26 protein-coding genes and 1 pseudogene are annotated in these 23408 nt (G+C 66.0%); 19 read left to right on the top strand and 8 right to left on the bottom strand.

The window, feature by feature from the left end; genetic code table 11:
* Nucleotides 1–515: 515 nt before the first annotated feature.
* Nucleotides 516–1196 (bottom strand): ribulose-phosphate 3-epimerase, encoded by a 681-nt coding sequence (gene rpe, locus CLU85_RS02410; RefSeq protein ID WP_100408891.1) that lies wholly within the window; start codon nt 1194–1196, stop codon nt 516–518.
* Between the two features lie 88 nt (nt 1197–1284).
* Between rpe and apaG the strand changes: the two genes are divergently transcribed.
* The 4 genes from apaG to CLU85_RS02390 all read left to right on the top strand — a co-directional run bounded on the left by apaG (nt 1285) and on the right by CLU85_RS02390 (nt 6232).
* The gene (gene apaG / locus CLU85_RS02405; protein WP_100408890.1) at nt 1285–1692 is read left to right on the top strand and encodes a Co2+/Mg2+ efflux protein ApaG; all 408 of its coding nucleotides are present in this window, start codon (nt 1285–1287) and stop codon (nt 1690–1692) included.
* A complete protein-coding gene (locus CLU85_RS02400; RefSeq protein ID WP_100408889.1) occupies nt 1689–3701 on the top strand; it encodes a site-specific recombinase in 2013 nt (670 codons plus the stop codon). The genes apaG and CLU85_RS02400 overlap by 4 nt, the downstream gene beginning before the upstream one ends.
* 157 nt (nt 3702–3858) lie before the next feature.
* Nucleotides 3859–5118 (top strand): cation:proton antiporter, encoded by a 1260-nt coding sequence (locus CLU85_RS02395; protein ID WP_100408888.1) that lies wholly within the window; start codon nt 3859–3861, stop codon nt 5116–5118.
* Nucleotides 5108–6232, top strand: coding sequence for a YbdK family carboxylate-amine ligase (locus CLU85_RS02390; protein WP_100408887.1), 1125 nt, complete (start codon nt 5108–5110; stop codon nt 6230–6232). Before CLU85_RS02395 ends, CLU85_RS02390 begins: the two co-directional genes overlap by 11 nt.
* A gap of 9 nt (nt 6233–6241) precedes the next feature.
* Here the strand turns inward: CLU85_RS02390 and CLU85_RS02385 are convergent, their stop codons facing one another.
* Nucleotides 6242–6667 (bottom strand): tautomerase family protein, encoded by a 426-nt coding sequence (locus tag CLU85_RS02385; protein WP_100408886.1) that lies wholly within the window; start codon nt 6665–6667, stop codon nt 6242–6244.
* Entirely contained in the window at nt 6649–6873 is a 225-nt protein-coding gene (locus tag CLU85_RS02380; protein ID WP_157803905.1) for a hypothetical protein, read from the bottom strand. Before CLU85_RS02380 ends, CLU85_RS02385 begins: the two co-directional genes overlap by 19 nt.
* 137 nt (nt 6874–7010) lie before the next feature.
* On the opposite strand from CLU85_RS02380, the gene CLU85_RS02375 reads away from it, so the two are divergent.
* The 4 genes from CLU85_RS02375 (at nt 7011) to CLU85_RS02360 (ending at nt 9884) form a co-directional block, all read left to right on the top strand.
* Nucleotides 7011–7907 carry a LysR family transcriptional regulator gene (locus CLU85_RS02375; protein ID WP_100408884.1) on the top strand — a complete coding sequence of 299 codons (897 nt, stop codon included), beginning with the start codon at nt 7011–7013 and terminating at the stop codon, nt 7905–7907.
* 85 nt (nt 7908–7992) lie between these two features.
* Entirely contained in the window at nt 7993–8976 is a 984-nt protein-coding gene (thiL, locus tag CLU85_RS02370) for a thiamine-phosphate kinase (protein ID WP_100408883.1), read from the top strand.
* Between the two features lie 130 nt (nt 8977–9106).
* Nucleotides 9107–9310: a DUF2892 domain-containing protein gene (locus CLU85_RS02365; RefSeq protein WP_100412331.1), complete on the top strand. Its 204-nt coding sequence runs from the start codon at nt 9107–9109 to the stop codon at nt 9308–9310.
* Nucleotides 9311–9329: 19 nt separating this feature from the next.
* Complete coding sequence (locus CLU85_RS02360; RefSeq protein WP_232727701.1) at nt 9330–9884, top strand: RNA polymerase sigma factor; 555 nt, start codon at nt 9330–9332, stop codon at nt 9882–9884.
* 23 nt (nt 9885–9907) lie between these two features.
* Here the strand turns inward: CLU85_RS02360 and CLU85_RS02355 are convergent, their stop codons facing one another.
* From CLU85_RS02355 to CLU85_RS02345, 3 genes are all read right to left on the bottom strand, one after another.
* Nucleotides 9908–11224 carry a ferric reductase-like transmembrane domain-containing protein gene (locus CLU85_RS02355; protein WP_100408882.1) on the bottom strand — a complete coding sequence of 439 codons (1317 nt, stop codon included), beginning with the start codon at nt 11222–11224 and terminating at the stop codon, nt 9908–9910.
* Nucleotides 11225–11394: 170 nt separating this feature from the next.
* On the bottom strand, nt 11395–12576 hold the full coding sequence (locus CLU85_RS02350; RefSeq protein ID WP_100408881.1) for a twin-arginine translocation pathway signal protein: 1182 nt from the start codon (nt 12574–12576) through the stop codon (nt 11395–11397).
* A gap of 32 nt (nt 12577–12608) precedes the next feature.
* Nucleotides 12609–13649 carry an NAD-dependent epimerase/dehydratase family protein gene (locus CLU85_RS02345; RefSeq protein WP_100408880.1) on the bottom strand — a complete coding sequence of 347 codons (1041 nt, stop codon included), beginning with the start codon at nt 13647–13649 and terminating at the stop codon, nt 12609–12611.
* A gap of 131 nt (nt 13650–13780) precedes the next feature.
* Here CLU85_RS02345 and CLU85_RS02340 point away from each other — a divergent pair, with 131 nt between their 5' ends.
* From CLU85_RS02340 to CLU85_RS02305, 10 genes and pseudogenes are all read left to right on the top strand, one after another.
* Nucleotides 13781–14665, top strand: a complete 885-nt coding sequence (locus CLU85_RS02340; protein WP_100408879.1) for a LysR family transcriptional regulator — start codon at nt 13781–13783, stop codon at nt 14663–14665.
* A 120-nt stretch (nt 14666–14785) separates the two neighbouring features.
* A pseudogene (locus CLU85_RS23505) lies at nt 14786–15523 on the top strand (DUF4140 domain-containing protein); the annotation flags it as partial.
* A gap of 10 nt (nt 15524–15533) precedes the next feature.
* Nucleotides 15534–16415 carry a DUF4139 domain-containing protein gene (locus CLU85_RS23500; RefSeq protein ID WP_255409624.1) on the top strand — a complete coding sequence of 294 codons (882 nt, stop codon included), beginning with the start codon at nt 15534–15536 and terminating at the stop codon, nt 16413–16415.
* Between the two features lie 90 nt (nt 16416–16505).
* Entirely contained in the window at nt 16506–16985 is a 480-nt protein-coding gene (locus CLU85_RS02330; RefSeq protein WP_100408878.1) for a universal stress protein, read from the top strand.
* A gap of 18 nt (nt 16986–17003) precedes the next feature.
* Nucleotides 17004–17531 (top strand): phosphatidylglycerophosphatase A, encoded by a 528-nt coding sequence (locus CLU85_RS02325; RefSeq protein ID WP_100408877.1) that lies wholly within the window; start codon nt 17004–17006, stop codon nt 17529–17531.
* Nucleotides 17528–18055: a CinA family protein gene (locus tag CLU85_RS02320; protein WP_100408876.1), complete on the top strand. Its 528-nt coding sequence runs from the start codon at nt 17528–17530 to the stop codon at nt 18053–18055. The genes CLU85_RS02325 and CLU85_RS02320 overlap by 4 nt, the downstream gene beginning before the upstream one ends.
* A 108-nt stretch (nt 18056–18163) precedes the next feature.
* Nucleotides 18164–19069: an alpha/beta fold hydrolase gene (locus tag CLU85_RS02315; RefSeq protein WP_100408875.1), complete on the top strand. Its 906-nt coding sequence runs from the start codon at nt 18164–18166 to the stop codon at nt 19067–19069.
* A 52-nt stretch (nt 19070–19121) separates the two neighbouring features.
* On the top strand, nt 19122–19610 hold the full coding sequence (locus CLU85_RS02310; RefSeq protein WP_100408874.1) for a nuclear transport factor 2 family protein: 489 nt from the start codon (nt 19122–19124) through the stop codon (nt 19608–19610).
* Between the two features lie 90 nt (nt 19611–19700).
* The gene (locus tag CLU85_RS22890) at nt 19701–19931 is read left to right on the top strand and encodes a hypothetical protein (RefSeq protein WP_157803904.1); all 231 of its coding nucleotides are present in this window, start codon (nt 19701–19703) and stop codon (nt 19929–19931) included.
* 208 nt (nt 19932–20139) lie between these two features.
* Nucleotides 20140–21402: a hypothetical protein gene (locus CLU85_RS02305; protein WP_100412329.1), complete on the top strand. Its 1263-nt coding sequence runs from the start codon at nt 20140–20142 to the stop codon at nt 21400–21402.
* A gap of 92 nt (nt 21403–21494) precedes the next feature.
* On the opposite strand, the gene CLU85_RS23585 is transcribed toward CLU85_RS02305, so the two are convergent.
* A complete protein-coding gene (locus CLU85_RS23585) occupies nt 21495–21707 on the bottom strand; it encodes an SEC-C metal-binding domain-containing protein (RefSeq protein ID WP_100408873.1) in 213 nt (70 codons plus the stop codon).
* Here CLU85_RS23585 and CLU85_RS23580 point away from each other — a divergent pair.
* Nucleotides 21681–21845: a hypothetical protein gene (locus tag CLU85_RS23580; protein WP_369858328.1), complete on the top strand. Its 165-nt coding sequence runs from the start codon at nt 21681–21683 to the stop codon at nt 21843–21845. The two genes, CLU85_RS23585 and CLU85_RS23580, sit on opposite strands and share 27 nt — an antisense overlap.
* Here CLU85_RS23580 and CLU85_RS02290 read toward each other — a convergent pair.
* Nucleotides 21842–23365 (bottom strand): SulP family inorganic anion transporter, encoded by a 1524-nt coding sequence (locus CLU85_RS02290; protein WP_100408872.1) that lies wholly within the window; start codon nt 23363–23365, stop codon nt 21842–21844. The genes CLU85_RS23580 and CLU85_RS02290 overlap by 4 nt on opposite strands.
* Nucleotides 23366–23408: the final 43 nt, after the last annotated feature.

Genomic DNA, 23408 nt, shown 5'->3' with positions numbered 1-23408 from the left:
ATAGGGAATAGGGAATAGGCAATTGAGTGCCACAGTGTGGAAGGCTTTGTCCGACACGATTGCAGGACACAGAGGACTCCGCTCCAGGCACTTTTAACCTTCAGTGATTGCAGCAAAGAGCCCAGCCATGACCTGCCTCGCACTTTTTGCCGTGGCCCCAACGGCTGCCGCTGCCCCAAGTCACATCCACCGCCACAGGGTGCACGCACAGGCTATGAGAAAAAGTGCCCAAAGTGCATGCAAACATCACGCAAGGCACCCGCACCATCTGCCTGTGGGAGGCCGACTGCCAATAGAGGGCTGCTGTGTCACCCTGGGGCGGGCGCTAACGACAACGCCGCGCGGCGACATGCTGCCTTTCAAGACGCAGCCAAGCCAGCTGAACGTGTTCACGGAGTGCAATCCCCGTCGGAGGCTGCGTGTCGGGTAGCGGTGTGCTGCGTGAATCAGTCACTACCACCGTCATGCCGAAATATGCGTTGCACAAAAGCGCAGGCCATCACCTGCCCTGAAGATCATCCCAGCTGCACGCGCATGGCGTCGATCACGCCCTTGTAGTCGGGCTTGCCAAAGATCGCGCTGCCCGCCACAAAGGTATCGGCGCCCGCGTCAGCCACACGGCGAATGTTGTCGGCCTTGATGCCGCCGTCCACCTCCAGGCGGATGTCCTTGCCCGAGGCGTCGATGCGCTTGCGCACGGCTTCGATCTTGCGCAGGGCCGAGTCGATGAAACTCTGGCCGCCAAAGCCGGGGTTCACGCTCATGATGAGGATGAGGTCGATGTCGTCGATCACCCAGTCCAGCACATCCAACGGCTCGGCTGGGTTGAACACCAGGCCGGGCTTGACGCCCTTGGAACGGATGGCCTGGATGCTGCGGTGCACATGGCCCGAGGCGTCGGGGTGGAAGCTGATGTAGTCCGCCCCAGCGTCGGCAAACGCGGCGGCCAGGGCGTCCACCGGCTGGATCATCAGGTGCACGTCGATCGGCACGGCCACGCCCGCAGGCGTTTTGGCATGCGGCTTGAGCGCCTGGCAGACCATGGGGCCAAACGTGAGGTTGGGCACGTAATGGTTGTCCATCACGTCGAAGTGGATCCAGTCGGCGCCAGCGGCAATGACGTTGCGCACTTCTTCGCCCAGGCGGGCAAAGTCGGCGGAAAGGATCGAGGGGGCGATTTGGTAGGTGCGGCTCATCCCCCGATTGTCGCAAAGCACAGAAGGCATGGGGGTTTGAGGGTCCCCAATGCCCATGGAACGAACCCGCAGCGTTACCATTCGCCCCATGCCAAAGTACCAGTTTGACGTGGAAGTGCTGCCTGAATACCTGCCCGAGCAATCTGCGCCGGACACCGGGATTTTCAGCTTCGCGTACACCATCACCGTCACCAACGCCGGGGACGCGCCCGCACAGTTGATTTCCAGGCACTGGATCATCAGCGACGCACGCGGCCACACCGAGGAGGTCAAGGGCTTGGGCGTCGTGGGTCAACAACCACTGCTCAAGCCCGGAGAGTCGTTTCAGTACACCAGTGGCTGCCGACTGCGCACCTCCAGTGGCACCATGCACGGCACCTTCCATTGCGTGGCCGAAGATGGCGAGCCCTTCAACACCCCCGTGCCGCTGTTCGTACTGGAGGCCATCAATCACGGCCCTTCGGGTGAGCCGCTGAGCGGCCGGGTGCTGCATTGAGCGCCGCGCCCAAAGACCTGGGCAGCCTGCTCGCGGCGCTGGATCCCTCGGCGGATCTGGCCCACCGTCATCTGTGGCTCATCAACCTGCTGGACTGGGTGCGTGGCAAACGCGACTCGGTCCCGGCGTCCGTGGGACGGGTGCAACTTTTTCTCGATGCCGTGGCTGCGCGACCGGACATTCAACGGCGGCTTCAGGCCTGGTGGTTCACCCTGGTCGACCAGGTGGATGTCACCACGCTGCTCGCCGATTTCGGTTTTGCCCCCCGCACGGCACTGGTCAGCGAAGTCGCCGAGCGCCTGCGCACCAAGCTGCTGCCGGGCAGCCCTGAGACCATCGACGCTTCTGAGCTGTTCATGCTGGCGCTGCCCAGCGCCTTCGATGCCCAATGGCTGGCAGCGCTCGAAGAGGCCCAGCTCAACCGGCTGGTCGATCTGCTCGCACCGGCCGATGCGGGAGAAAGCGCTGGGGGTGCAACGCGCTGGCACCGGGCTTTGCTCGATGCCATCACGTACTGCGCCGGTCAGATCCTCTCGACCGGGTTCGCCCCCGAGCTGCGGCTGCGCATGAGCGAATCCGCCCGCGAGGCACAGCCGTTTCATGTGCTCATCCGCGATGTGGAGAGTCTGCGCGTCGAGGTGCTGCATGCGCTGCGCACCCCCGACCGCCTCAACGAGTCTGCCCAGCGCCTGCGCGAGCGCCTGGAGGCCTGCCGCGCGGCGGCAGCCACCGTGTATGCCCATTTTGAAGAGAACGGCATTTCGGTAGGGCTGGTGTTTCGACTGCGGCAACTGCGCGAACGCATCCTGCGCGTGCGCGAGCTGCTCGACTGCCTGCTGTCGCCCAAACCTGCCGTCAACGCAGCGCGCCTGATGGCACACTTGGTGATGGTGGGGCAAGAGCGGCGCAGCCTGCGGGCCCTGCTGGCCGCGAATTCCTCGCTGCTGGCAGCCAAGGTGGCCGAACGCAGCGCAGAAACCGGCGAGCACTACATCACCCGCACGGGAGCAGAGTACCGCTCCATGCTCCGCAAGGCCGCGGGCGGCGGCGCTCTGATGGCTTTCACCACCCTGGCCAAGTTCGGGCTCTACGCCCTGGCTCTCTCCGCATTCTGGGGAGGGTTCATGGCTGGCATCAACTATGCCGTCAGTTTCGTACTGATCCAGTTGCTGCATTTCACGGTGGCCACCAAACAGCCGGCCATGACGGCACCCGCCATGGCGGCCAAGCTCAAGGAGCTGGGCACCGGCAATGCCATCGAGGCGTTTGTGGACGAAATCACGCACCTGGTGCGCTCGCAGGTCGCCGCCGTGCTGGGCAACGTGCTGGTGGTAGCCCCTGCGGTCTTGGCACTGGCCGCGCTGATTGCCTGGGCCAGCGGTAGCCCCGTTCTCAGCAAACACCAGGCAGAGCATGTGTTCGAGTCCCTGCACCTGCTCGGGCCCTCGCTGTTCTTTGCCGCCTTCACCGGGGTTCTGCTGTTTGCATCCAGCATCATCGCGGGCTGGACGGAGAACTGGTTTGTGCTCAACCGCCTCGACTCGGCCATGCACTACAACCCGCGCATCACCCAGCTGCTGGGTACCCGGCGCGCAGCGCGCTGGGCACGTTTTCTGCGAGAAAACCTCTCGGGCTTTGCTGCCAACATCTCGCTCGGATTCATGCTGGGCCTGGTGCCCGCGTTTGCCGCCTTTTTTGGCCTGGGACTGGATGTGCGCCACGTCACGCTGTCCACGGGCCAGATGGGCGCGGCCAGCGCCGTGCTCGGGCTTCAAGTGCTGCAGATGCCCACGTTCTGGTGGGCCATGGCCTCGCTGCCCTTCCTGGGAGCATTGAATGTGTCGGTGAGTTTTTACCTGGCGTTCAGCCTCGCCCTGCGTGCGCAAAGCGTGAGCGGCGTGGACCGATCGCGCATCTATGCGGCGATCCGGGCCCGCTTGCGCACGGCGCCCCTGAGCTTTTTCATGCCCGACCGCCGGACAGACACCCAGGCAGCAACCGGCAGCTGACCGGGGCAACCGCCGCCCCTGTCCTACACGGGCGGAGTGTTTCCGCGTGTAAATTCAGGGGCCAATGCCTAGCGCACCCCTCCCGACTGCGGAGAGCCCGTGCGCCGGTCCCTTCACACCACCGGGCACAGCCCGCCTGACGCAGAGGTCCCATGACATGAATGAAATCCTGAGCTTCTGGGCGCAGTGGCTGCGCCCCTCGGCCGGGCTGCCTACGGTGCAATGGTCACTGCTGCTGGCAGTGGCCGCCATGGCGGGTTACCTCACACAACGCCACACCGGACTGCCCAAGGTGGTGGGCTATTCGCTGGTCGGCACTGTGGCCGGCCTGGCTGGCTTCAGCGGGGCCGTGTGGCCGCTGCAAGGCATTGGCCTGTTCTTGCTCGAACTCGGCATTGCCATCGTGTTGTTCGAGTGTGGCGGGCGCATCCCGTTGCGCTGGTTCCGCCACAACCCCATGGTGCTGGTGCAGAGCATCACCGAGTCAGTTCTGACCTACTTCGCCGTCTATTGGGTGCTGGTGTGGCTTCAGTTGCCACCCCAAGCTGCTGGCCCCCTGGCCCTGGTGGCGCTGGCCGCGTCACCCGCCGTACTGACACGCGTGGTGGCCGACACGCGGGCCGCCGGCCCCGTGACCGAACGCGCCATCGTGCTCACCACGCTGTCCACGCTGTATGCGCTCACCCTCGGCAGTGCCAAGGCCGAGCTCATCAACCGCCAGAGCGTCACGGTGCTCGAAACCGTGTACCCGGTGGTGGTGGTGCTGGGCGTCTCCATCGTGGTGGCGGCGGTGCTGGCCCTGGTGCTACGCATGGCCTTGCGCTTCATGAGCCCGACAAGCGAAAACACCTCCATGCTGTTCCTGGCCCTGGTGGCCGCGGGCACAGCCGTGGCCGCGCACATGGGTGGCTCCGCGCCGTTGGCGGCGCTGCTGGGCGGCATGCTGCTCAAGCAGCTCAACCCGCGTCCCTGGGCCTGGCCGCGCCAGCTCGGTAACGCATCGTCGCTGCTTACCATGCTGATGTTCGTGCTGGTCTCCACCGTGGCCGCACAGGCCGACTGGAGCGCTCCGGTGGCTGGCGTGGTGCTGGCCCTGATTGCTGTGCGCCTGCTGGCCAAGGCCATGGGCGTGGCGTTGGGCAATGTGGGCAGCGGCGCGAGCTGGAAGCAGGCGCTGTGGGTGGGCTGCGCGATGACGCCCATGTCCTCCATCGCCCTGCTGATCGCCTCGCAGTTCGTGCTGGCGTCACCCTCCACAGGCCACGTGATCGCCGGTGTGGCGTTGCCCGCCATCTTGCTGATGGAGGTGTTTGGCGCCGTCATTGCCACCGTGGCGATCTACCGTGCGGGCGAAAGCTCCAAACCCTGGGCGCCACTGACCCGCAGCAACAACGGAGAGTCCCCCCGTGAGTCTTGAAGCCTTCAACCATTCCGAACCGTTGACCCTGGGCGTCGAGCTGGAGTTGCAGCTCGTCAACACCAACGACTACGACTTGGCACCCTACGCCGACGACATGCTGCGCCTCATGAAAAAGACCCCGCTGCCCGGCAGCGTGGTGCCTGAGATGACGAACAGCATGATCGAAATCTCCACCGACATCTGCCACTCGGCCAGCGAGGTACTGGGCCAGCTCACGCCCATCCGCGATGCACTGGTCAAGAGCGCCGACAAGCTCAACATCGCTGTGGTCGGCGGGGGCACCCACCCCTTCCAGCAGTGGCACGAGCGCCGCATCTACGACAAACCCCGCTTTCAGGAGCTGTCGCAGCTGTATGGCTACCTGTCCAAGCAATTCACCATCTTTGGCCAGCATGTGCACATTGGCTGCCCCAACGCCGACGCAGCGCTGCTCATGCTGCACCGCATGTCGCGTTACATCCCGCATTTCATCGCGCTGTCGGCCTCCAGCCCCTACGTACAAGGGCAGGACACGGCTTTCGATTCAGCGCGGCTGAACTCGGTGTTCGCCTTCCCGCTGTCAGGCCGCGCGCCGTTTGCGCTCACGTGGGAAGACTTCACGGCCTACTTCAACAAGATGACGCGCACCGGTGTGGTCAAGAGCATGAAGGACTTCTACTGGGACATCCGCCCCAAGCCCGAGTTCGGCACCATTGAGATCCGGGTGTTCGACACCCCGCTGACCATTGAGCGTGCCGCTGCGCTTGCGGGGTTCGTACAGTCGCTGGGGGCCTGGTTCCTGGCCGACCAGCCCTTCATGCCCGAAGAAGACGACTACCTTGTGTACACCTACAACCGCTTCCAGGCCTGCCGCTTCGGCATGGACGCGGTGTATGTCGACCCGGCCACGGGCGACCACATGCCGCTGCGTGAACACATCCTGAAAACCATGGACAAAATCGCGGGCCACGCCGCCGTGCAGGGGGCGTCCAGTGCCATGCACATGCTGCGCACCGAGGTGGAAGCGGGCCAGAACGATGCGCTCTGGCTGCGCGAGCGCCAGCGCGAAGAGCAGTTGCTGGCCGAGGTGAGCCGCCAGGCGGCCCAGCGCTTTCGCGGCACGCCGGTCTGAACCGGCCCGTCACCCAGGCTGAAGCGATACGTCCGCTGTAACCACGCGTGCCTGTTGTCGCGCCTGCTGCGTGTGGCCTCCATAGCCCCAGTCAGCGCCCGCCAACTCCCGCACCACCACATAGCTGGCGGTGGCCAGCGTGCCATCACCGGCCAGCTGACGCTGCAGTTCGGCAAACGCGGCCTGGATGAAGGCGGCCTTCTCATCCTGCGTGTTCGTGCCCTGCGTGATGCTGATCTCCAGCAAAGCCGTGGGTTGCTCGGCAGGTGCACCGCCGATGTGCCAGCGCGCCGCGGGCAGGTCGTCAATGACCACCGCTGTCACATCCCGACGCTTGCCCAACAGCTGCACAGTGAGATCGGTCAACGCGCGAGCCAACAACGAATAGCGCTCGGGGTTTTGTAGCGGGGTCAGTTTCAGAACGAGGGTTGGCATGGTGTGGTCAGCTCCGGGGTTGAAGGGGTGGATAACGGAACGCCCAGCGGTGCACCCCGGAGAACCCGGCGGGCCACACGCATGAATCCACGCACCACCCAACCAGGGGCTTCACGCAGGGCCTCCTGACGCAAATGCAGCGCGTGGCGCTTGGCGGATTCGCGCAGGCGCTGGTAGTCATCGGGGTGCATGTGTTGCGGGGACATGGCTGTTCCTTTCGGGGTCTCCAAGAACCTGTGCTTGGGGTGGAGTCCACTGTAGGCAGCGAAGAGCTTGCCGGAAACCGTGCGCAACGCAAGAGCGTTTTGCGTGGACCGCAAAGCCCCGCCGTTACCATTGCCCGATGCGCGAGATCCGCTTTGAAGACATGCACCTGTTCGTGCGGGTGGCCGACCTGGGTTCGCTCTCGGCGGTGGCGCGCGAGCGCGATGCACCGGTGAGCCAGGTTTCGCGCACCCTGGCGCGCATCGAGAAAGCGTGCAGCGTGCGCCTGCTCCACCGCACCACCCACGGTCTCACCCTGACGCCCCAAGGGCTGACCTTTCTGGACTACTGCCGCCGCATCACCGGCACGCTTGACGAACTGGAAGGCGAGTTCGCCCACCAGAGCGGCCAACCCAGCGGCTGGGTGCGCGTGGCCTCCAGCTCGGTCGTGGCCGAGCACCTGCTGATCCCCAGCTTTGACAGCCTGCAGCAAAAGCATCCGCAACTGCGCGTGGAACTGGTGGTGGACGACCGCATGGCCGACATGGTGCAGGGCGGTATCGACATCGCCATCCGCACCGGGCTGCCGCTGACCGACACCGTGGTAGCCCGCCCGCTGGGCACGCTGGCCCGCGCCCTGTACGCCACACCTGGCTACCTGCAGGCGCACGGCGTGCCACAGCACCCTGACGATCTGCGCCAGCACCGGCTCATCACCAACAGCGCGGTGGCGTTCCTGAACCACTGGCCTTTCCGCATCGATGGCGAGCCCCACGTGCGGGTCGCCGACGGCCACTGGCGCTCAGGCAGCACGGCCGTCACCGCGCGGCTGGCGCTGCAGGGCCTGGGCATTGCGCGCCTGGCCACGGTGGTGGCCGAGCCCTTGGTACGCCAAGGCCTGCTGGCCCCCGTTCTGGCCGACTGGGTGGACCTGCAGCCCAGCCCCATTCACGCCATCACCCTCACCCGCAGGCACCGGCTGCCCAAGATCCAGGCCTGCATCGACCACTGGGCGCAGTGGTTTGCACCGCACTAGCGCATCGTTTCACCACCTTCTTCATTGCTGCTGCCCATGTTTTCCGATTTCTGTCTCGCTCGCACGCCACTGGCCCAGGTGCACCATGGGTGAGTTCGACCTGATCGCCCGCTACTTCACCCGCCCCATGCGCCCGGGCGGTGCCGTCGCCCTGGGCGTGGGGGACGACTGCGCGCTTCTGGCACCCGCGCCCGGCATGCAACTGGCCGTCTCCAGCGACATGCTGGTAGAAGGCCGCCACTTCTTTGCCGACGTAGACCCCGAGGCGTTGGGCCACAAGGCGCTGGCCGTGAACCTGTCGGACCTGGCGGCCTGCGGTGCCAAACCGCTCGCGTTCACCCTGGCCTTGTCACTGCCCCGGGTGGATGAGGCCTGGTTGGCAGGCTTCTCGCACGGGCTGCTGGCGCTGGCCGATGCCCACGGCTGCGAGCTGGTGGGCGGCGACACCACGCAGGGCCCGCTCAACATCTGCATCACCGTGTTTGGCGAGGTGCCCCCCGGCCAGGCCCTGCTGCGCAGTGGCGCGCGGCCCGGCGACGACATCTATGTGAGTGGCACGCTGGGCGACGCCCGTCTGGCACTGGAGGCGCTGCAGGGCCACGTCACCCTGCCCGCCGATGTGCTCGCCCGCGCCCGCCTGCGGCTGGAGCGCCCCACCCCGCGCGTGGCCCTGGGCCTGGCCCTGCGCGGTGTGGCCAGCAGCGCCATGGATGTGAGTGACGGCCTGCTGGGCGATCTGTCGCACATCCTCAAGGCGTCGGGCGTGGGGGCACGCATCGACACCTGCATCACATCAAATTTGATAGCTTCCGGCGCATATATATCAGGCACTACAGGGCAATTTGACCAAGAATTGGCTCTCCAATGCACCTTGGCCGGAGGCGACGACTACGAGCTGGCGTTCACCGCTCCGCCCACGCGGCGCAATGCGGTAGCCGCCGCATCGCAGGCAAGCGACACGCCCATCACCCGCATCGGCACTGTGCTCTCCGAGCCGGGCCTGCAACTGGTGAACGCTCATGGGCAGCCCGTCAACAACCGCTACGCCTCGTTTGACCATTTCCGGTGACGGGCAGCGGTGACCGGCAGCGACTTTTTTTCGTCCCCCATGAATCCTTTTGCGAAACCCGCCGCTCTTGGTGGGGGAGGCGCACTGTGTTGGCGCCTCCTTCAACCCACCCGCCAAGGAGCTTTTCACCATGCTGTACCGCAAAAACATCACCCGTCCCGAAAGCCTGCTGCGCGTCGCTCTGGGCGTGGCCCTGATCGCCGCAGGCCTTTGGTGGCTGGCCGCATCGCCCCTGGGCCTGGCACTGGCCGCCTCGGGTGTCGGAAGCATCCTGAGCGGGGCATTGGGCTATTGCCCCGCCTGCGCCATGGCGGGCCGCAAGTCGGTGGAATGATGGCCGGAGCGTGCCCCCTGTGACCGCAACTACATCCTCACCCCTCACCGCGGCCCAGCTGCTGCCTGCCGCGCGCAATGGCGACGCCATGGCGATGGAGCAGCTGCTGCGCCTGACCCGCCCCGACATCCGCCGCTATGCGCTGCGCCACTGCGCTGCTACAACAGCCACCGACGACGTGGTGCAGGAGGCGCTCATCATCATCTACCGTCGCGTGGGCGCGCTGCGCGAGGTGGCGGCGTTTGGCGGCTGGGTGGTGCGCATCGTGCAACGGCTGTGCATGCGGCCGGTGCTCACGTGGCTCAAGGCCGAGTCGCTGGCGCAGGTAGACAACCACCTCGCTTGGTCGCACCGCCCCGACCACGAGCTGCGCCACGACCTGGCCCTGGCCATCGACTCGCTGCCGCCCAAATACCGCGACGCCCTGTTGATGCGCGACTTCGAGGAACTCACGATCGAGGAAATAGCCCAGCGGCTGGGTGTGACGCGTGAGGCCGCCAAAAGCCGCCTGCACCGTGCGCGGGCGCTGGTGCGGGAGTACCTGGCGCCCACGGACCGCACCGGCGCCACGTAGCGCTGCGGCGCGGAGAACCCGCCTCAGCGCATCTGGAACAGCTCCTGGTGAAAGCGCGCAGGCGAGCGCCCCAGCTGCTCCATGCCCTGGCGCACCGCCTCGGCAAAACCCTGCGGCCCACAGAACCACACACTCGCCGCCCGGCTGGTGCCTGCCAGCAGTGCCGCAGGTGCCACCGGCCCCGACTCGTCGCTGTAGTGAATCTCCAGCACCACGCTGGGCAAGCGGGCACAGAGTGCCGTCATGCGTTCGGCAAACACGGCTTCACCGGCATGGCGCACGCAGTAGTGCAGGTGCACCCGGGGAGCCCGCGTGGGCGCCGCCTGCAGTGATTCGAGCCAGGCCATGAATGGCGTGACGCCAATACCCGCCGCCACCCATACCTGCTCGGGCGCGCGGTCGCGGCGAAAGTCAAAGCAACCATAGGGGCCCTCGATCATCACCTCCTTCCCCGACTGCACTTGCAAGGCAAGCCGACCGGTGTAGTCGCCCAGCGCCTTGATGGCAAACCGCAACACACCGTCGCCCTGATCGGCGTTGAGCAGTGTGAAAGGATGTGCGCCCTCGGCCGGCGCGAACGTGACAAACGCAAACTGGCCGGCGGCATGGTGCCAGCCACTGGCGGTCGTGAGCTGACAGGTCACCTCCAACACACCTGCCTCCTGCGGCAACACGCTCACCACCCGGGCCGCATGGCGGCGGCTGCGACCAATGGCACCGGCCAGCGAACGCACGGCGCACAGAACCCCCACCAACGAGCACAGACCCACCAGCACACCCGCAGGTTGCAACCACCACGCAGGCGGGGTGAGCACCACGGAATGAAAGGCCAGCACCAGATACACCACCGCCAGCAGCTTGTGCAGGTAGCGCCACACGTGGTACGGGAACCGCTGCCACAGCGTGATGAGCAGCATGGCCGCAAGGAACCACACCGCCCATTCGCCCATCTCCTCGGCCAGATGGCGAAAGGTGTTAAGCCACCAGTCCACCCGTGGCGTGCGCACAGGGCGGCCCACCCAGGCGGCCAGCGGACTGCGTGACAGCTGCAGCCCGTAGTGCACCAACCCCAGCACAATCGCGCCGATGCCCGCCCACTTGTGCAGGTGGTAGCCCTTGTCCAGCCCGCCCAGAGGCCGCTCCAGCCACTGCGGCCGCACAGCCAACACCATGACGAGCGACATCAGGGTCCAGGCAGCCAGCCCCGACAGCAATATCAACTGGTTGCGCCACCACCAGACATCGCCCCACGCTGGTGGCGCAGACTGGGGCACCCACAGTGCCAGCAGCCACGCCCCTAATCCCAGCGCCAGAGCGCCCCCCAAAACCTTCTTCAGCATGACCAGCCTCTGCTTTTTTATTGCAATGCAACAAATGTAGAAAACGGCGATGAATGCCACCTGAACGGTTTGTGAAGACGCGGCAAAGCACAGCCACTTGCGCGCGGGGGTTGATCTGGATCAGTCCTTCGCCCAAGGTGCAACGCCCCTTGTACGCTTCGGCTTGGCCATCACGTCCGCACAAAACGCGCGAGCGGCCTGCGCGGCGTGGCAGGCACCTCGCCCTGCGGGTAGCCCATGCGGCAAAACATCTGCACGGTGGCCTCTTCGGACGAGCGGGGTGCGCGCCGCCCCAGCACCAGCTGGTGCACACGCTCAAAGTGCGGGGCCATTTCGGCAAACTCCTGCACCGCCTGGCTCATGGGGTGCATGCCCACACCCAGCGCCGTGGCCTGCAACTGCTGGCGCACATACAGGCGGCCGGTGTGGATCTGGTCGGTGCGCGTGTTGGGGCCAGTGATCCACACAAAACCCATGGCGGTTCGGCTGTGGCCCTCAAAGCGCCCCATGGCGTTGTTGTAGGCGGCGCTGCCCTCGGCCGGTGGGGCCGAGCGATCGAACAGACCCAGTGCCGACACCGCCCGCACGAACGGTGAATTGATCGAGATGCCGTCGCGGTGCTGCAGGATTTCGGCCGGGCCCACGCGGGTGAGATGGATGCTCTCCATCATCGTGCGGGGCGTGAGCAGCTCGACCCGGGCGGACTCCCCGCACAGCGTGCGCAGCGCGGGCAACTGGTCGGCGTTGACCGTGCCACCCACGCGCAGCGGTGTGTGGGCCTGCGCACTGTTCAGTAATTGGGCCAGCAGCGCCGGGGCCACGGGCCGGGTGGTGTCGAAGTCGGTCTTGGGCGTGTGGCGCTGCAGCACCTGGGCAAACAACGGGTCAGGCTGGCCGCCGGGTTGGAGGGTGATGCGCGCCACGGGGCGGTTGTCCCAGTCCTTCAGGGCCGTGGGCAGCTCGCCCTGCGGCCACAACAACACGTCACTGGCCACGCCCTGCTGCGCCAGCGCCATGACCAGCAGCTCCAGAAACGCACCGTGGCCGATCAGGATCTGCCGCCCCAGCGGATCGGTGTGCGGCAGCACGCGCTCGGGGTCGGTGCGCAGCGTGATGACATCTTGCTCGCGCAGGTCCACCAGCCAGGGCTGCAGGTTGTGCGGGTTGGGCGCGGTGATGGCATAGGCCACGGCGCGGCGACGTGCATCGTTCTCGCCCACAGGGCCGTTCCAGGCCTCGACCGCCTCGGCGGGATAGTGCGAGCCCACGGCGCCACAGGCGGCCAGCGTGCCTGCGGTTGCGGCGGCGATGGTGCCACCACCAGCCAGCCGAATGAATTTGCGACGGTTCATGAGCATGCTCCAGGTTTAAAGGGGTTGTGTTGTCAGGCCAGCGCGGCGCGGGTCGAACGCATGGCCACCAGACCCAGGTCCGCCAGCGCCTGGCGCACGGCAGGGTCGAACGGGGTATGGGGCTCGTCGCCGATCAGGGCGCGCAGCCGGGTGTTGTCCAGCGCATGGGGCGTGGTCCACAGGTAGCGCATGGCGGACAGCGCGGCAAACGTGGGCGCCACCACCCCCGCCATGCGCAGCAGGGGCCAGGGCAACCGACCCACCCGCAGCGCGCCAGCGTCAGGCAGCCAGCCTTGTTCTGCGGCAATGGCCGTGAAGCTGTGCAGCCACTGCTGCGCCGTGACGTGGTGCCCCGCAAAATGCAGGCATTCAAACGCAGCCAAGCGGTCACGTTCTTGCGCCACGCGCACGAACGTGCGGGCCAGGTCGGGCAGGTAGGCCCAGGGCGTGGCCACATCCAGCGGGCCGGGCCAGGTGATGCGGCCCCGGGGCAAGTCCTTGGCAATGGCCTGGTCGAGCCAGCTGCCGGTGCCACTGCCAAAGAAGTCTCCGGCGCGCAGCACCACGGCGCGCATGTCGCCGCTTCGCGTGGCAGCCTGCAGGCGCTGTTCCAGCTCAACGCGCATCCGGCCCTTGAAGCCCGTGGCGGCCTGGGGCGTGTCTTCGTGCAGCACGGGTGGCATGCCTTCGCCAAAGTTGTAGACGTTGCCAGGCAGCATCAGCGTGGCGCGCAGCTGGCGGGTGACGGCGATGGCCGCCTCCATCAGCACCGGGGCCTGCTCGCGCCAGGCCTGGTGGGTATAGGGCGGGTTGAGCGCATGCACCACCACCTGCGCGCCTTGCGCCTGGGCAGCCAGCACGGCGGTCTCATGGACTGCCACCGGCATCCACCACACGCCGGGAATGGCGGGCAATGCGGCCCCCTGCGCCCCGGGCCGCACCTGGGCCAGCACCTGCCACCCGGCCTGCGCAAAGGCACGGGTGGCCGCCAGGCCCAAGCGGCCCCGGGCGCCCAGGATCAGCACCGTGGAGGGAGTGTCTGAGGAGGGGCGGTGCAGAGGGTGGGCGGTCATGTGAGGGCTCCGTTCATGAGGGATGGAGCGATTGTGGAAACGCAGCAACCGTTACACAATTGCCCAATCATTCATAGCAGCAATGCAAATTTGAATACCTCAACCGCCTCCATTGACTGCACGCTACCGCCATGAAGCAGACCTTTGACTGGAGCCTGGTGCAGTCCTTCCTGGCCGCGCTCGACCAGGGCAGCCTGCTGGGCGCAGCACGCATGCTCCATGCCAGCCAGCCCACCATTGGCCGCCACATTGCCGAGCTGGAATCGCAACTGGGCGTGGTGCTTTTCGAGCGCACCGGGCGCGGCCTGCAGCCCACCGCCACGGCACTGCGGCTGGCCGAATCGGCCCGCGCCATGGAGGCCGGGGCGCACCAGCTGGCGCGCAGTGTGTCGGGCGCCGAGGCGGGGGTCAGCGGCACCGTGCGCATCACGGCCAGCCAGCCCGTGGCCTGCGTGCTGCTGCCGCCGGTACTGGCACGCATGCGGCAGGCGCTGCCCGAGGTGCAGGTGGAACTGGTGGCCAGCAACGAGGTCACGAACCTGCTGCGCCGCGAGGCCGACATCGCCCTGCGCATGGTGCGGCCAGACCAGGCCAGCCTGGTGGCCAAACGCATCGGCGCGGTGACGCTGGGCGCCTATGCCCACCGCGACTACCTGCGCCGCAGCGGCACGCCCAGGCAACCGCCCGACCTGCTGCAACATGAGCTGGTGGGCAACGACCGGCATGAAGAAATCCTGCAAGGTTTTGCCACCATGGGCTACCCCGTCGAGCGCGCGCACTTCGCTTTTCGCACCGACGACCTCATGGCCTACTGGGAGGCTGTGCGTGCAGGCCTGGGCATCGGTTTTGTGGGCCACTACATGGCCCGAACCGATCCCAACGTCGTTGCGGTGCTGCCCATGCTCCCCCTGCCCGAGCTGCCCATCTGGCTCACGGTGCACCGCGAGATCCGCACCAGCCGCAGGATTCGGGCGGTGTATGACTTTCTGGCGGCAGAGGTGCCGGGGGTGCTGTAAGAACCTGTGCGACTGCTAGCATCCCATTCCCTTTGTCCACCGCGCCCAAGGAGCCCCGTGACCCAAGCCCCTATCACCTTGCGCTTGTACCGCCCCCTGCGGCGCCTGGGCCTCACCGCCATGGCCATGGGGTTGTGCAACATGGCCCCGGCCGCCCACGCCCAGGACACCTCCCGCATCGCCCGCGTCACCGTCTACCCCGGCAGTGCCACCGTGGAGCGTGTGGCCAGGGTGCCCGCAGGCGCACGCAAGCTCACGCTGGCCTGCCTGCCTGCGTCGCTGGATGCACAAAGCCTGCAGATCAACGCCGACCCCGCCGTGCGTGTGGGCGAGTTCAATGTGCTCACCGAAGACCGCGATGTGGTGACCGCCTGCGCCAGCCCGCTGGACGGCCGCGTCCGTGATCTGGAAGACCAGATCGCCGGGGTGAAGGCCGAGGCCTCGGCCCTGCAACTGGTGGACGGTTACCTGCGCAGCGTGGCCAGCACCCATCCCGCTGAAGAAGCCGCCCAGGGCCGCGCAGCCAGCCCCACCCCCGCACAAATCACCGCCACGGCCGAAGTGCTGCGCAAGTCGGGGCAGGACGCCTTCACGCGCACCCACCAGCTCAAGCGCAAGCAAGAGGCGCTGGAGCTGTCGCTCAAACCGCTGGTGGCCGAGCGCGACCGCGTGGCCAGCCAGCGTGCGCGGGTGGTGTCGGTCACCATCCACCTGGCGACCGAGCGCGAGGCCGAGCTGCGCCTGTCCTACCAGGTGCGCGGCCCGGGCTGGCAGCCCAGCTACCGTGCCACGCTCGATGCCACCAAGGCCACGGTGCTGATCGAAAGACAAGCGCTGGTGGCACAGAACAGCGGCGAGGACTGGGGCAATGTGCAGCTCACACTGTCTACCGGTCAGCCGGGCCGCGCCACGCAGGGCCAGTTGCCGCGCCACGCAGGGCCAGTTGCCGCGCCCCTGGTGGCTGAATGTGGCGCCGCCACCGCAAAGCCCTTCAGCGCCAGCGCCCGCCATGGCCATGGCGCCCGCACCCGCGCCCTCCATCGCATCCGTGTCACGGTCTCGCAATGCCGCCGACGAGGCCATGCCCACGTTCGAGGTGAGCGCTACCGACAAGGGGTTTGCCACCGAGTTCGCCGTGCCCCAGCGCATCACCGTGCCATCGAGCGGCCAGCGCGTGACACTGGCCCTGGGGAATCACACGGCGCCCGCCACGCTGATCACCCGCACGGCCCCGGCCATGGAAGAAGCGGCCTATCTGGTGGCCCACATTGCCCAACCGCCCGGGGTGTGGCCTGCAGGCGCTGCGGGCCTGTACCGTGACGACGCCTTTGTGGGCACCGGGCGCATCGACTTTGGCTCGCCCAGCGCGGGGGTCCCGGCGGGCAGCACCAGCCTGTCGTTTGGCCGCGATGAACTGGTCACGGTGCGCGCCGAGCCCACCCAGGACCTGACGGGCACCACGGGCTTTACCGGCTCGCGCACCGAGCGCAAAACACGGCGCAGCTACAGCGTAGAGAACCGCCACAAGGCCAGCATCACACTGCAGGTGCTGCATGCAGCGCCCGTGTCGCGCAACGAAAAGATTGAAGTGGAATCGCGCTACCAGCCCCAGCCTGCGGAACTGACGTGGAACCGCACGCCCGGCACCGTGGCCTGGCAACAGCCCGTGGCTGCGGGCGCCACGGCGCAGTTCAGCGCCGAGCACACCATCCGCTACCCCAAGGACATTGAACTGCTAGAGCGCCAGTGAGCCCAAAACCCGTGGCCCGCCCCATCACGCCGAACGGGCGTTCACAATCACAACACTCCTGCATGGGAGCCCCAAGGAGTCCACCCCGCCATGAGTTACCAACATATCCTCGTTGCCGTTGACGGCAGCCCCACGTCAGACCACGCCGTGGCACAGGCCACGGGTCTGGCGCAAGCCAGCGGCGGTCGCATCCGGCTGCTGAACGTGATAGACCCCGTGGCCCACGTCAGCGGCTTCGAGCTGCCGTCGGTCTACAGCCAGGAAGTGCTGCCCCGCCTGCAAAAGGCGGGGGAGGCCTTGCTACACCGGGCCCAGGAGCGCGTGGCAGAACGCGGCGTTCCGGTGGACACCGTGTTGATCGAGAACCTGGACGCCCGCGTGGCGCAGCTGGTGGTGGAACATGCACAGACCTGGGGTGCCGACCTGATCGTGCTGGGCACCCACGGGCGCCGCGGCCTGGAGCGTGTACTGATGGGCAGCGATGCCGAGCACATTGCACGCACCTCACCCGTGCCCGTGCTGCTGGTGCGCCTGCCCGCCGGGGCCAACGCTGCCGCCGCAGGCGCCTGACCCATACGCCCTGGTGCCATGACCGCTTCCGAGCCCATTCAACCCCTCTCGCCCCTGCGCCCCAGCGTGCGCTTCATGCTGGCCCACCCAGCCCACTTCATCGCACTGGGTTTTGGTGCGGGCCTGGCCCCCAAGGCGCCCGGCACGGTAGGCACGCTGTGGGCGTGGCTGGCCTACCTGGTGCTGCAGCAGTGGCTATCGCCCCTGAACATGGGCCTGCTGATCGTGGCCAGCACGGTGGTGGGCTGGTGGGCCTGCACGACCACCGCACGCCACATGCGCGTGGCCGACCCCGGCAGCATCGTGTTGGACGAAGTCGTGGCCTTCTGGCTGGTGCTGTGGCTGGCCATGCCCATGGGCTGGTGGGGCCAACTGACGGCGTTCGCGCTCTTTCGCTTTTTTGATGCCGCCAAGCCCGGCCCGGTGGGCTGGGCCGACAGCCTGTTCAAAGGGTTTGGCTGGCGCGGCGGCTGGGGTATCTTGTGGGACGACTTTGTGGCAGCCTTCTGCACGCTGCTGGTCATTGCAGTGTGGAGGTTTGTATGACGACCGCATCGCTATCAAATAAAGAGCTACTAGCGCTTGATACATCAGCGCTAGAGGCTAATTTGACTCAAATTTCCCTGCAACTGCTCAAACACGGCCACCTGCTGGCCACCGCCGAGAGTTGCTCGGGCGGCATGATCGCGGCGGCCTGCACCGACTTGGGCGGCTCCAGCCAGTGGTTCGAGCGCGGTTTTGTCACCTACTCCAACGCCGCGAAGGTCGAGATGCTGGGCGTGCCCGCCACGCTGATCGAACAGCAAGGCGCCGTGAGCGAGGCCGTGGCCCGCGCCATGGCCGACGGCGCCCTCACCCATTCCCAGGCGCATGTCAGCCTGGCCGTGACCGGCGTGGCCGGCCCCACGGGCGGCAGCGACGCCAAGCCCGTGGGCACCGTGTGGTTTGCCTGGTGCGTGGGCGGCGAAACCCACAGCGAAATGCAGCACTTTGCAGGCGACCGCGCCGCCGTTCGCCAGGCCACAGTGCGGTACGCCCTGACGCGGCTGCTCAGCCTGCTGCCGGCATAACGGGCCGGCAAGACGCCACACCCCTGGCCACAGTGCCAGGGCTGCCACACACCCCCACTGTCGTCCACAGGACAGCGCTGCACCGGCCCGTTGCCACAACATACCCCCATGACAAACACATCCCCCTGGTTTGACGGCTTCACCACCCAGCGCATCACCACCTCGGGCGCCGAGATCCTTGTGCGCACCGGCGGCACCGTGGGCGCGCCGCCCCTGCTCTTGCTGCACGGCTTTCCGCAAACCCACGCGCTGTGGCACCGCGTGGCGCAACAGCTGGCGCGCGACTACTTTCTGGTGCTGCCAGATTTGCGCGGCTATGGCGACTCATCCCACGCGCCCGGCCTGCCTGACCACAGCAACTACAGCAAACGCGCCATGGCGCAAGACATGGCCGAGGTGATGACTGCGCTGGGACACGACAGCTTCTACCTGTGCGGCCACGACCGGGGCGGCCGCGTGGCGCACCGCCTGGCGCTGGACCACGCCGCGCGCGTGAAGCGGCTGTGCGTGATCGACATCGCCCCCACGCTCGACATGTACGCCCGCACCGACATGGACTTTGCCCGCGCCTACTACCACTGGTTCCATCTGATCCAGCCCGCCCCGCTGCCCGAAACCATGATCGGCGGCAACGCGCTCGCCTACCTGCACGCCAAACTGGGCGGCTGGGGCAGCGCAGGCCTGGCCCACATCGAACCCCAGGCCCTGGCCGACTACGAACGCTGCTTTTGCACGCCCGAGGCCATCCACACCGCGTGCGAGGACTACCGCGCCAGCGCAGGCATCGACCTGGACCACGACCGCGAGGGCCGCTCGCGCGGCGAGAAGATTGCGTGTGACACCCTGGTGATCTGGGGCGCGCATGGCGTGGTGCACCGGCTGTTCGACCCGCTGGCGCTGTGGCAGGCGCAGTGCGCGGGCGTGGTGACGGGGCAAGCCGTGCCCGCCGGTCACTTCATTCCCGAGCAGTTGCCCAGCGAAACGGCCGATGCGCTGCGTGCGTTCATGCACTGACATCCGACCATCAACGTCGACTGCCTCTTCTCACCCTTGCCACGGAATCTCCATGCACCCCAACGCCCAAACCCTGCAACGCTTCTACACCGCGTTTGCGCAGCTCGACCACGCCACCATGGCCGCCTGCTACGCGCCCAACGCCACGTTTGACGACGAGGCCTTCTCGCTAAAAGGCCGCGACCAGATCGGCGGCATGTGGCGCATGCTGTGCACCGCCACGAAAAAGCCCGGCGCCGCCGAGCATTGGAAGCTGGAGTTCAGCGGCATCGACGCCGATGCCAAAGGTGGCAAAGCCCACTGGGAGGCCCACTACCTCTTCAGCGCCACAGGGCGCAAGGTGCACAACATCATCGACGGCACGTTCACCTTCACGCCCGACGGGCTCATTGCCACGCACCGCGACCGCTTCAACTTCTGGAGCTGGTCACGCCAGGCACTGGGCCTGCCGGGGGTTTTGCTGGGCTGGTCGCCCTCGCTCAAGCGCAAGGTGCGCAGCACCGCATCGGGGAACCTGAAGAAGTTTTTGGCGCAGGGGTGATGGGTGGCGCGGCGGTGAGTCAAATGACTCACCGCATTGAAGCTTAGGCTCTCGGGCAAAAGTCGACAAGCCGCGATAAGGGAGAGTCTGATGACAGCTTGGTTACTGTTGCTTCTCACGCTGGGTTGCGCATGGCTGTGCTATGACGCATCAAGGCTCAAGGCACCATTGCGCGATGAACACCCCAATACAAGAGAGGGCAATTCGCGCATGGTGGTTGAAGGTGTCTATGCACCATTCGGACTCGGAGTCTTGGGATGGATTTTTCTGCTGATGACAATCCTCTTGGGCGTTCTCACGGTTCGCGATTTTCTTGACTAAGTTGCCTATAGCAGCGTCCGCGATAAACCCTCAGCTCCCTGTAGCACAGAGCAGAATTCGGCCAGTTCCCTACATTGGCGATTGACAGCTTCACGGTATCGCTTCAACTTCCGACGAGCAACATGACGACGACGCCGGGTAGGGTTGACTAGGCAGATGCTCCGAGACAAACAAGCGAGGCCTCTAAACTTAAATGCTAGCCACAGAGATGACCACAGCGCAGATGCCGACTGTCTATCGACGCCTTGCGACAGCGATTGGGCCCGATCAATGGCAGGGGGCGGTGGCGAGGCAAGAGGCAGCGATTCGCTCAAATTGGTTCCTCCGCGACTACTTGCATGCTGAATACGCCATCGCGTACCAGTTGGAGAGGCTCCGGGTGCTAGTTGCCGCGCATGGCGACATACCTTGGGAGGTTTGCAACGACCAATCCATCTTCCCTGCGTTGGGATTCGCCGCGCAAGTTTTGGGCGTGTTGAATCGATGCACGGCGAAGCAAGCTCGTACATTCGTCAGGCGCGTCAGGACAGCCTTCAGCAGCGCAGAGAACATGCATGGGCTAAGCCTCGAGTTGCAGGCAGCCACGCACTTCACTCGCAGAGGAAAACACGTGTCGTGGCACAGGGCGAACAACGTCGGCACATTTGATCTCTTGGTCGATGACCTTGGCACATCGGGGCTAGAAGTCGAGTGCAAGTCGATCTCCGACGACAAAGGCAGACGCATCCATCGACTGGATGCGCTGAACTTCTGGGGAGAGGTATGGAAGGACATCTCCACGGTCGCGCAGCATTTGCAGACCGGTATGGCCGTAGTGTTAACGGTCCCCTATCGTCTGCCCGTTGAACCGGAGGACCGTGGGGCGCTCGCACGGGAGGTTGTTTCTCAAGTTGTAGCGGGTACCAGCGCCAGCCTGAGCGGAGGCGTGAATCTGCGAGTTCAGAACTTCGAACCGGAAATGGTCAAGGCTGCGATTGCGGTTGATCCCCGAGTCATGCGCCGCGCAATCGACTTGGCGACGGGAACAGTCAATCGGGAAGCTGCGCTGTACGGCACGACTGGTGGAGGGATGTTGGCTTTCGTGATGCAGAGCGCCGTCGAGGACGATGTCCTTAATCAAGTGTTCGCAACCCTCAATGACTCGGCTTCTCGGCAATTCACAGGGCAGCGAGGTGCTTTGTTCTGGGTAGCGTTGCAGGGACTGGACGCGGAGCAGTTGACGTCGGTCCATGAGCAGGACCGCGATCCTGGACAGCAACCTACTGGGCTACGTCTAGGTGTCAGCGAGTTCCTGACGGGCGCGCCTGATCATGTTGTAGGCGTTGTCTTTGGCAGTCGCAGCGGTCTTCACCCCACAGTAGACGGAAGTATGGATATGGGTGGAGTGACGAACTTCTTCGTGAAGGAAGATAGCCCTCACTGGCACGACAGCTTTCGAGAGCCGCTCAGGGGGGCTGGCGGCATTGTCTAGTCTAGGGAAGACAAGGAGCGACGCCGCTCGACTCCCGCTTTAGGGCGCTATTTTCAGCCGCTTAACTATCGCCTATGGCCCCAAGGCACCTATCACTGCCCTCGATCAGCGGCAGGCGGCCACTCACCTTGAACCTCACCCTCGCATCTGACCGGGCAGCAGTGAAAAAACAAGCAAAATTGGCCTCTAGCGCTTATCCCATAAGCGCTAGCAGCTATCAAATCAGTAGTTTTCCACCTCAAACCCGTAGCACGCTTGTACTTCTTGCCACTGCCGCAATGGCACGGATCATTGCGGCGGGACATGTGGCGAATGCGGTGCACGGCGGCGACGAAGTCGGCCGTCAAGCGCTGGGCCTGCCGGGCTGGTCGCCCTCGCTCCAACGCAAGGTACGCAGCACGGCAGCGGGCAATCTGAAGAGGTTTCTGGCGCAGAGCGGCTAGGAGCCTGTAGGCGACTTGGCGGGAGCTGCATCGCTCCCCATGCGATCAATCAGCACCGCACTGGCTTCATTGAGCCCCAGCACCTGCACTGTGCAGCCATGGTGGCGCAGGCGCTGCACCACCTTGTCGAGCGCGGCCACGGCGGTGATGTCCCAGAAGTGCGCGTGCGTCACGTCGATGACCACCGGGCGGCCCTCGGCGCCCAGCACGTCGAAGGCTTCGATGAACGCATCGGCCGAGGCAAAAAACACCTGACCCGACACGCGCCAGGTGCGCTGGCCCAGCGCTGCACCTGGGTCGGGCTCGTCATGCATCTGCACCTCCAGCATGTGCGAGACCTTGAACGCAAAGAACACCCCGCTGAGCACCACGCCCACCGCCACCCCGGCGGCCAGATTGTGCGTGGCGATGGTCACGACCACGGTGGCCAGCATGGCGGCGCTGGACAGGCGCGGGTGGCGCACCAGGGCGCCGAGCGATTTCCAGTCGAACGTCTCGGCGGACACCATGACCATGATGGCCACCAGCGCGATCACCGGCACCTTTGACACCCAGTCTTTCAGCGCCACCATGAGGATGAGCAAGAACACCCCGGCAAACAGCGTGGACAGCCGCCCGCGGCCACCGTATTTCACGTTGCCCACGGCCTGGCCGATCATTCCGCAGCCTGCGATGCCGCCGAAGCAACTGGCGGCGATGTTGGCCAGCCCCAGGCCCGTGCACTCGCGGTTCTTGTCACTGGGGGTGTCGGTCATTTCATCGACCACGGCGGCGGTGAGCACCGATTCGAGCAGGCCCACCATGGCAATGGCCAGCACGGGCAGCAAGATGATGCGCAGGGTGTCGAGCGACACGGGAACCGCAGGCAATGCAAACACGGGCAAAGAATCAGGCAGCTTGCCCAGGTCGCCCACCGTGGGCAGGTGCAGCCCCAGGGCCGACGCCAGCACGGTCAGCACCACCACGCAGATCAGCGGCGACGGAATGGCCGTGAGCGCGGGCCACGCCAGCCGCTGGCCCAGCCACGGCAGGCCGTAGATGAGCGCCAGCCCCAGCGCCAGCGCGCCCCAGGTGGCCACGCTGGCGCCATGCAAGTGCGGCAGCTGCGCGGCAAAGATCAATATCGCCAGCGCGTTGACAAACCCGGTGCGCACCGAGCTGGACACAAATCGCATCAGCACGCCCAGCTTCATCAACCCAAACGCCACCTGCACCGCGCCCGCCAGCAGCCCCGCCGCCAGCAGGTAGCCCAACCCGTGTGATTGCACCAAGGGCGCCGCCACCAGCGCCACCGAGCCCGCAGCGGCCGACACCATGGCAGGCCGCCCGCCGGTGAAGGCAATCACGATGCTGATGACGAACGAGGCAAACAGCCCCACGGATGGGTCCACCCCCGCTACGAACGAGAAGGCGATGACTTCCGGGATGAGGGCAAACGTGGCCACAGCCCCGGCCAACAGTTCGCGCGGAATGCTGGGCGCCCATTCGGCGCGCAGGCGGGTCAGGGTGGAAGAGTACATGCGGCGTGCACTGCAAAAAGCAAAGCGCGCCCGAAGGCGCGCT

This window comes from Acidovorax sp. 69, assembly GCF_002797445.1.
GTDB lineage: Bacteria > Pseudomonadota > Gammaproteobacteria > Burkholderiales > Burkholderiaceae_C > Acidovorax.
Note: the sequence above shows the minus strand (reverse complement) of the source record. Positions and strands in the feature narration are given on the sequence as shown.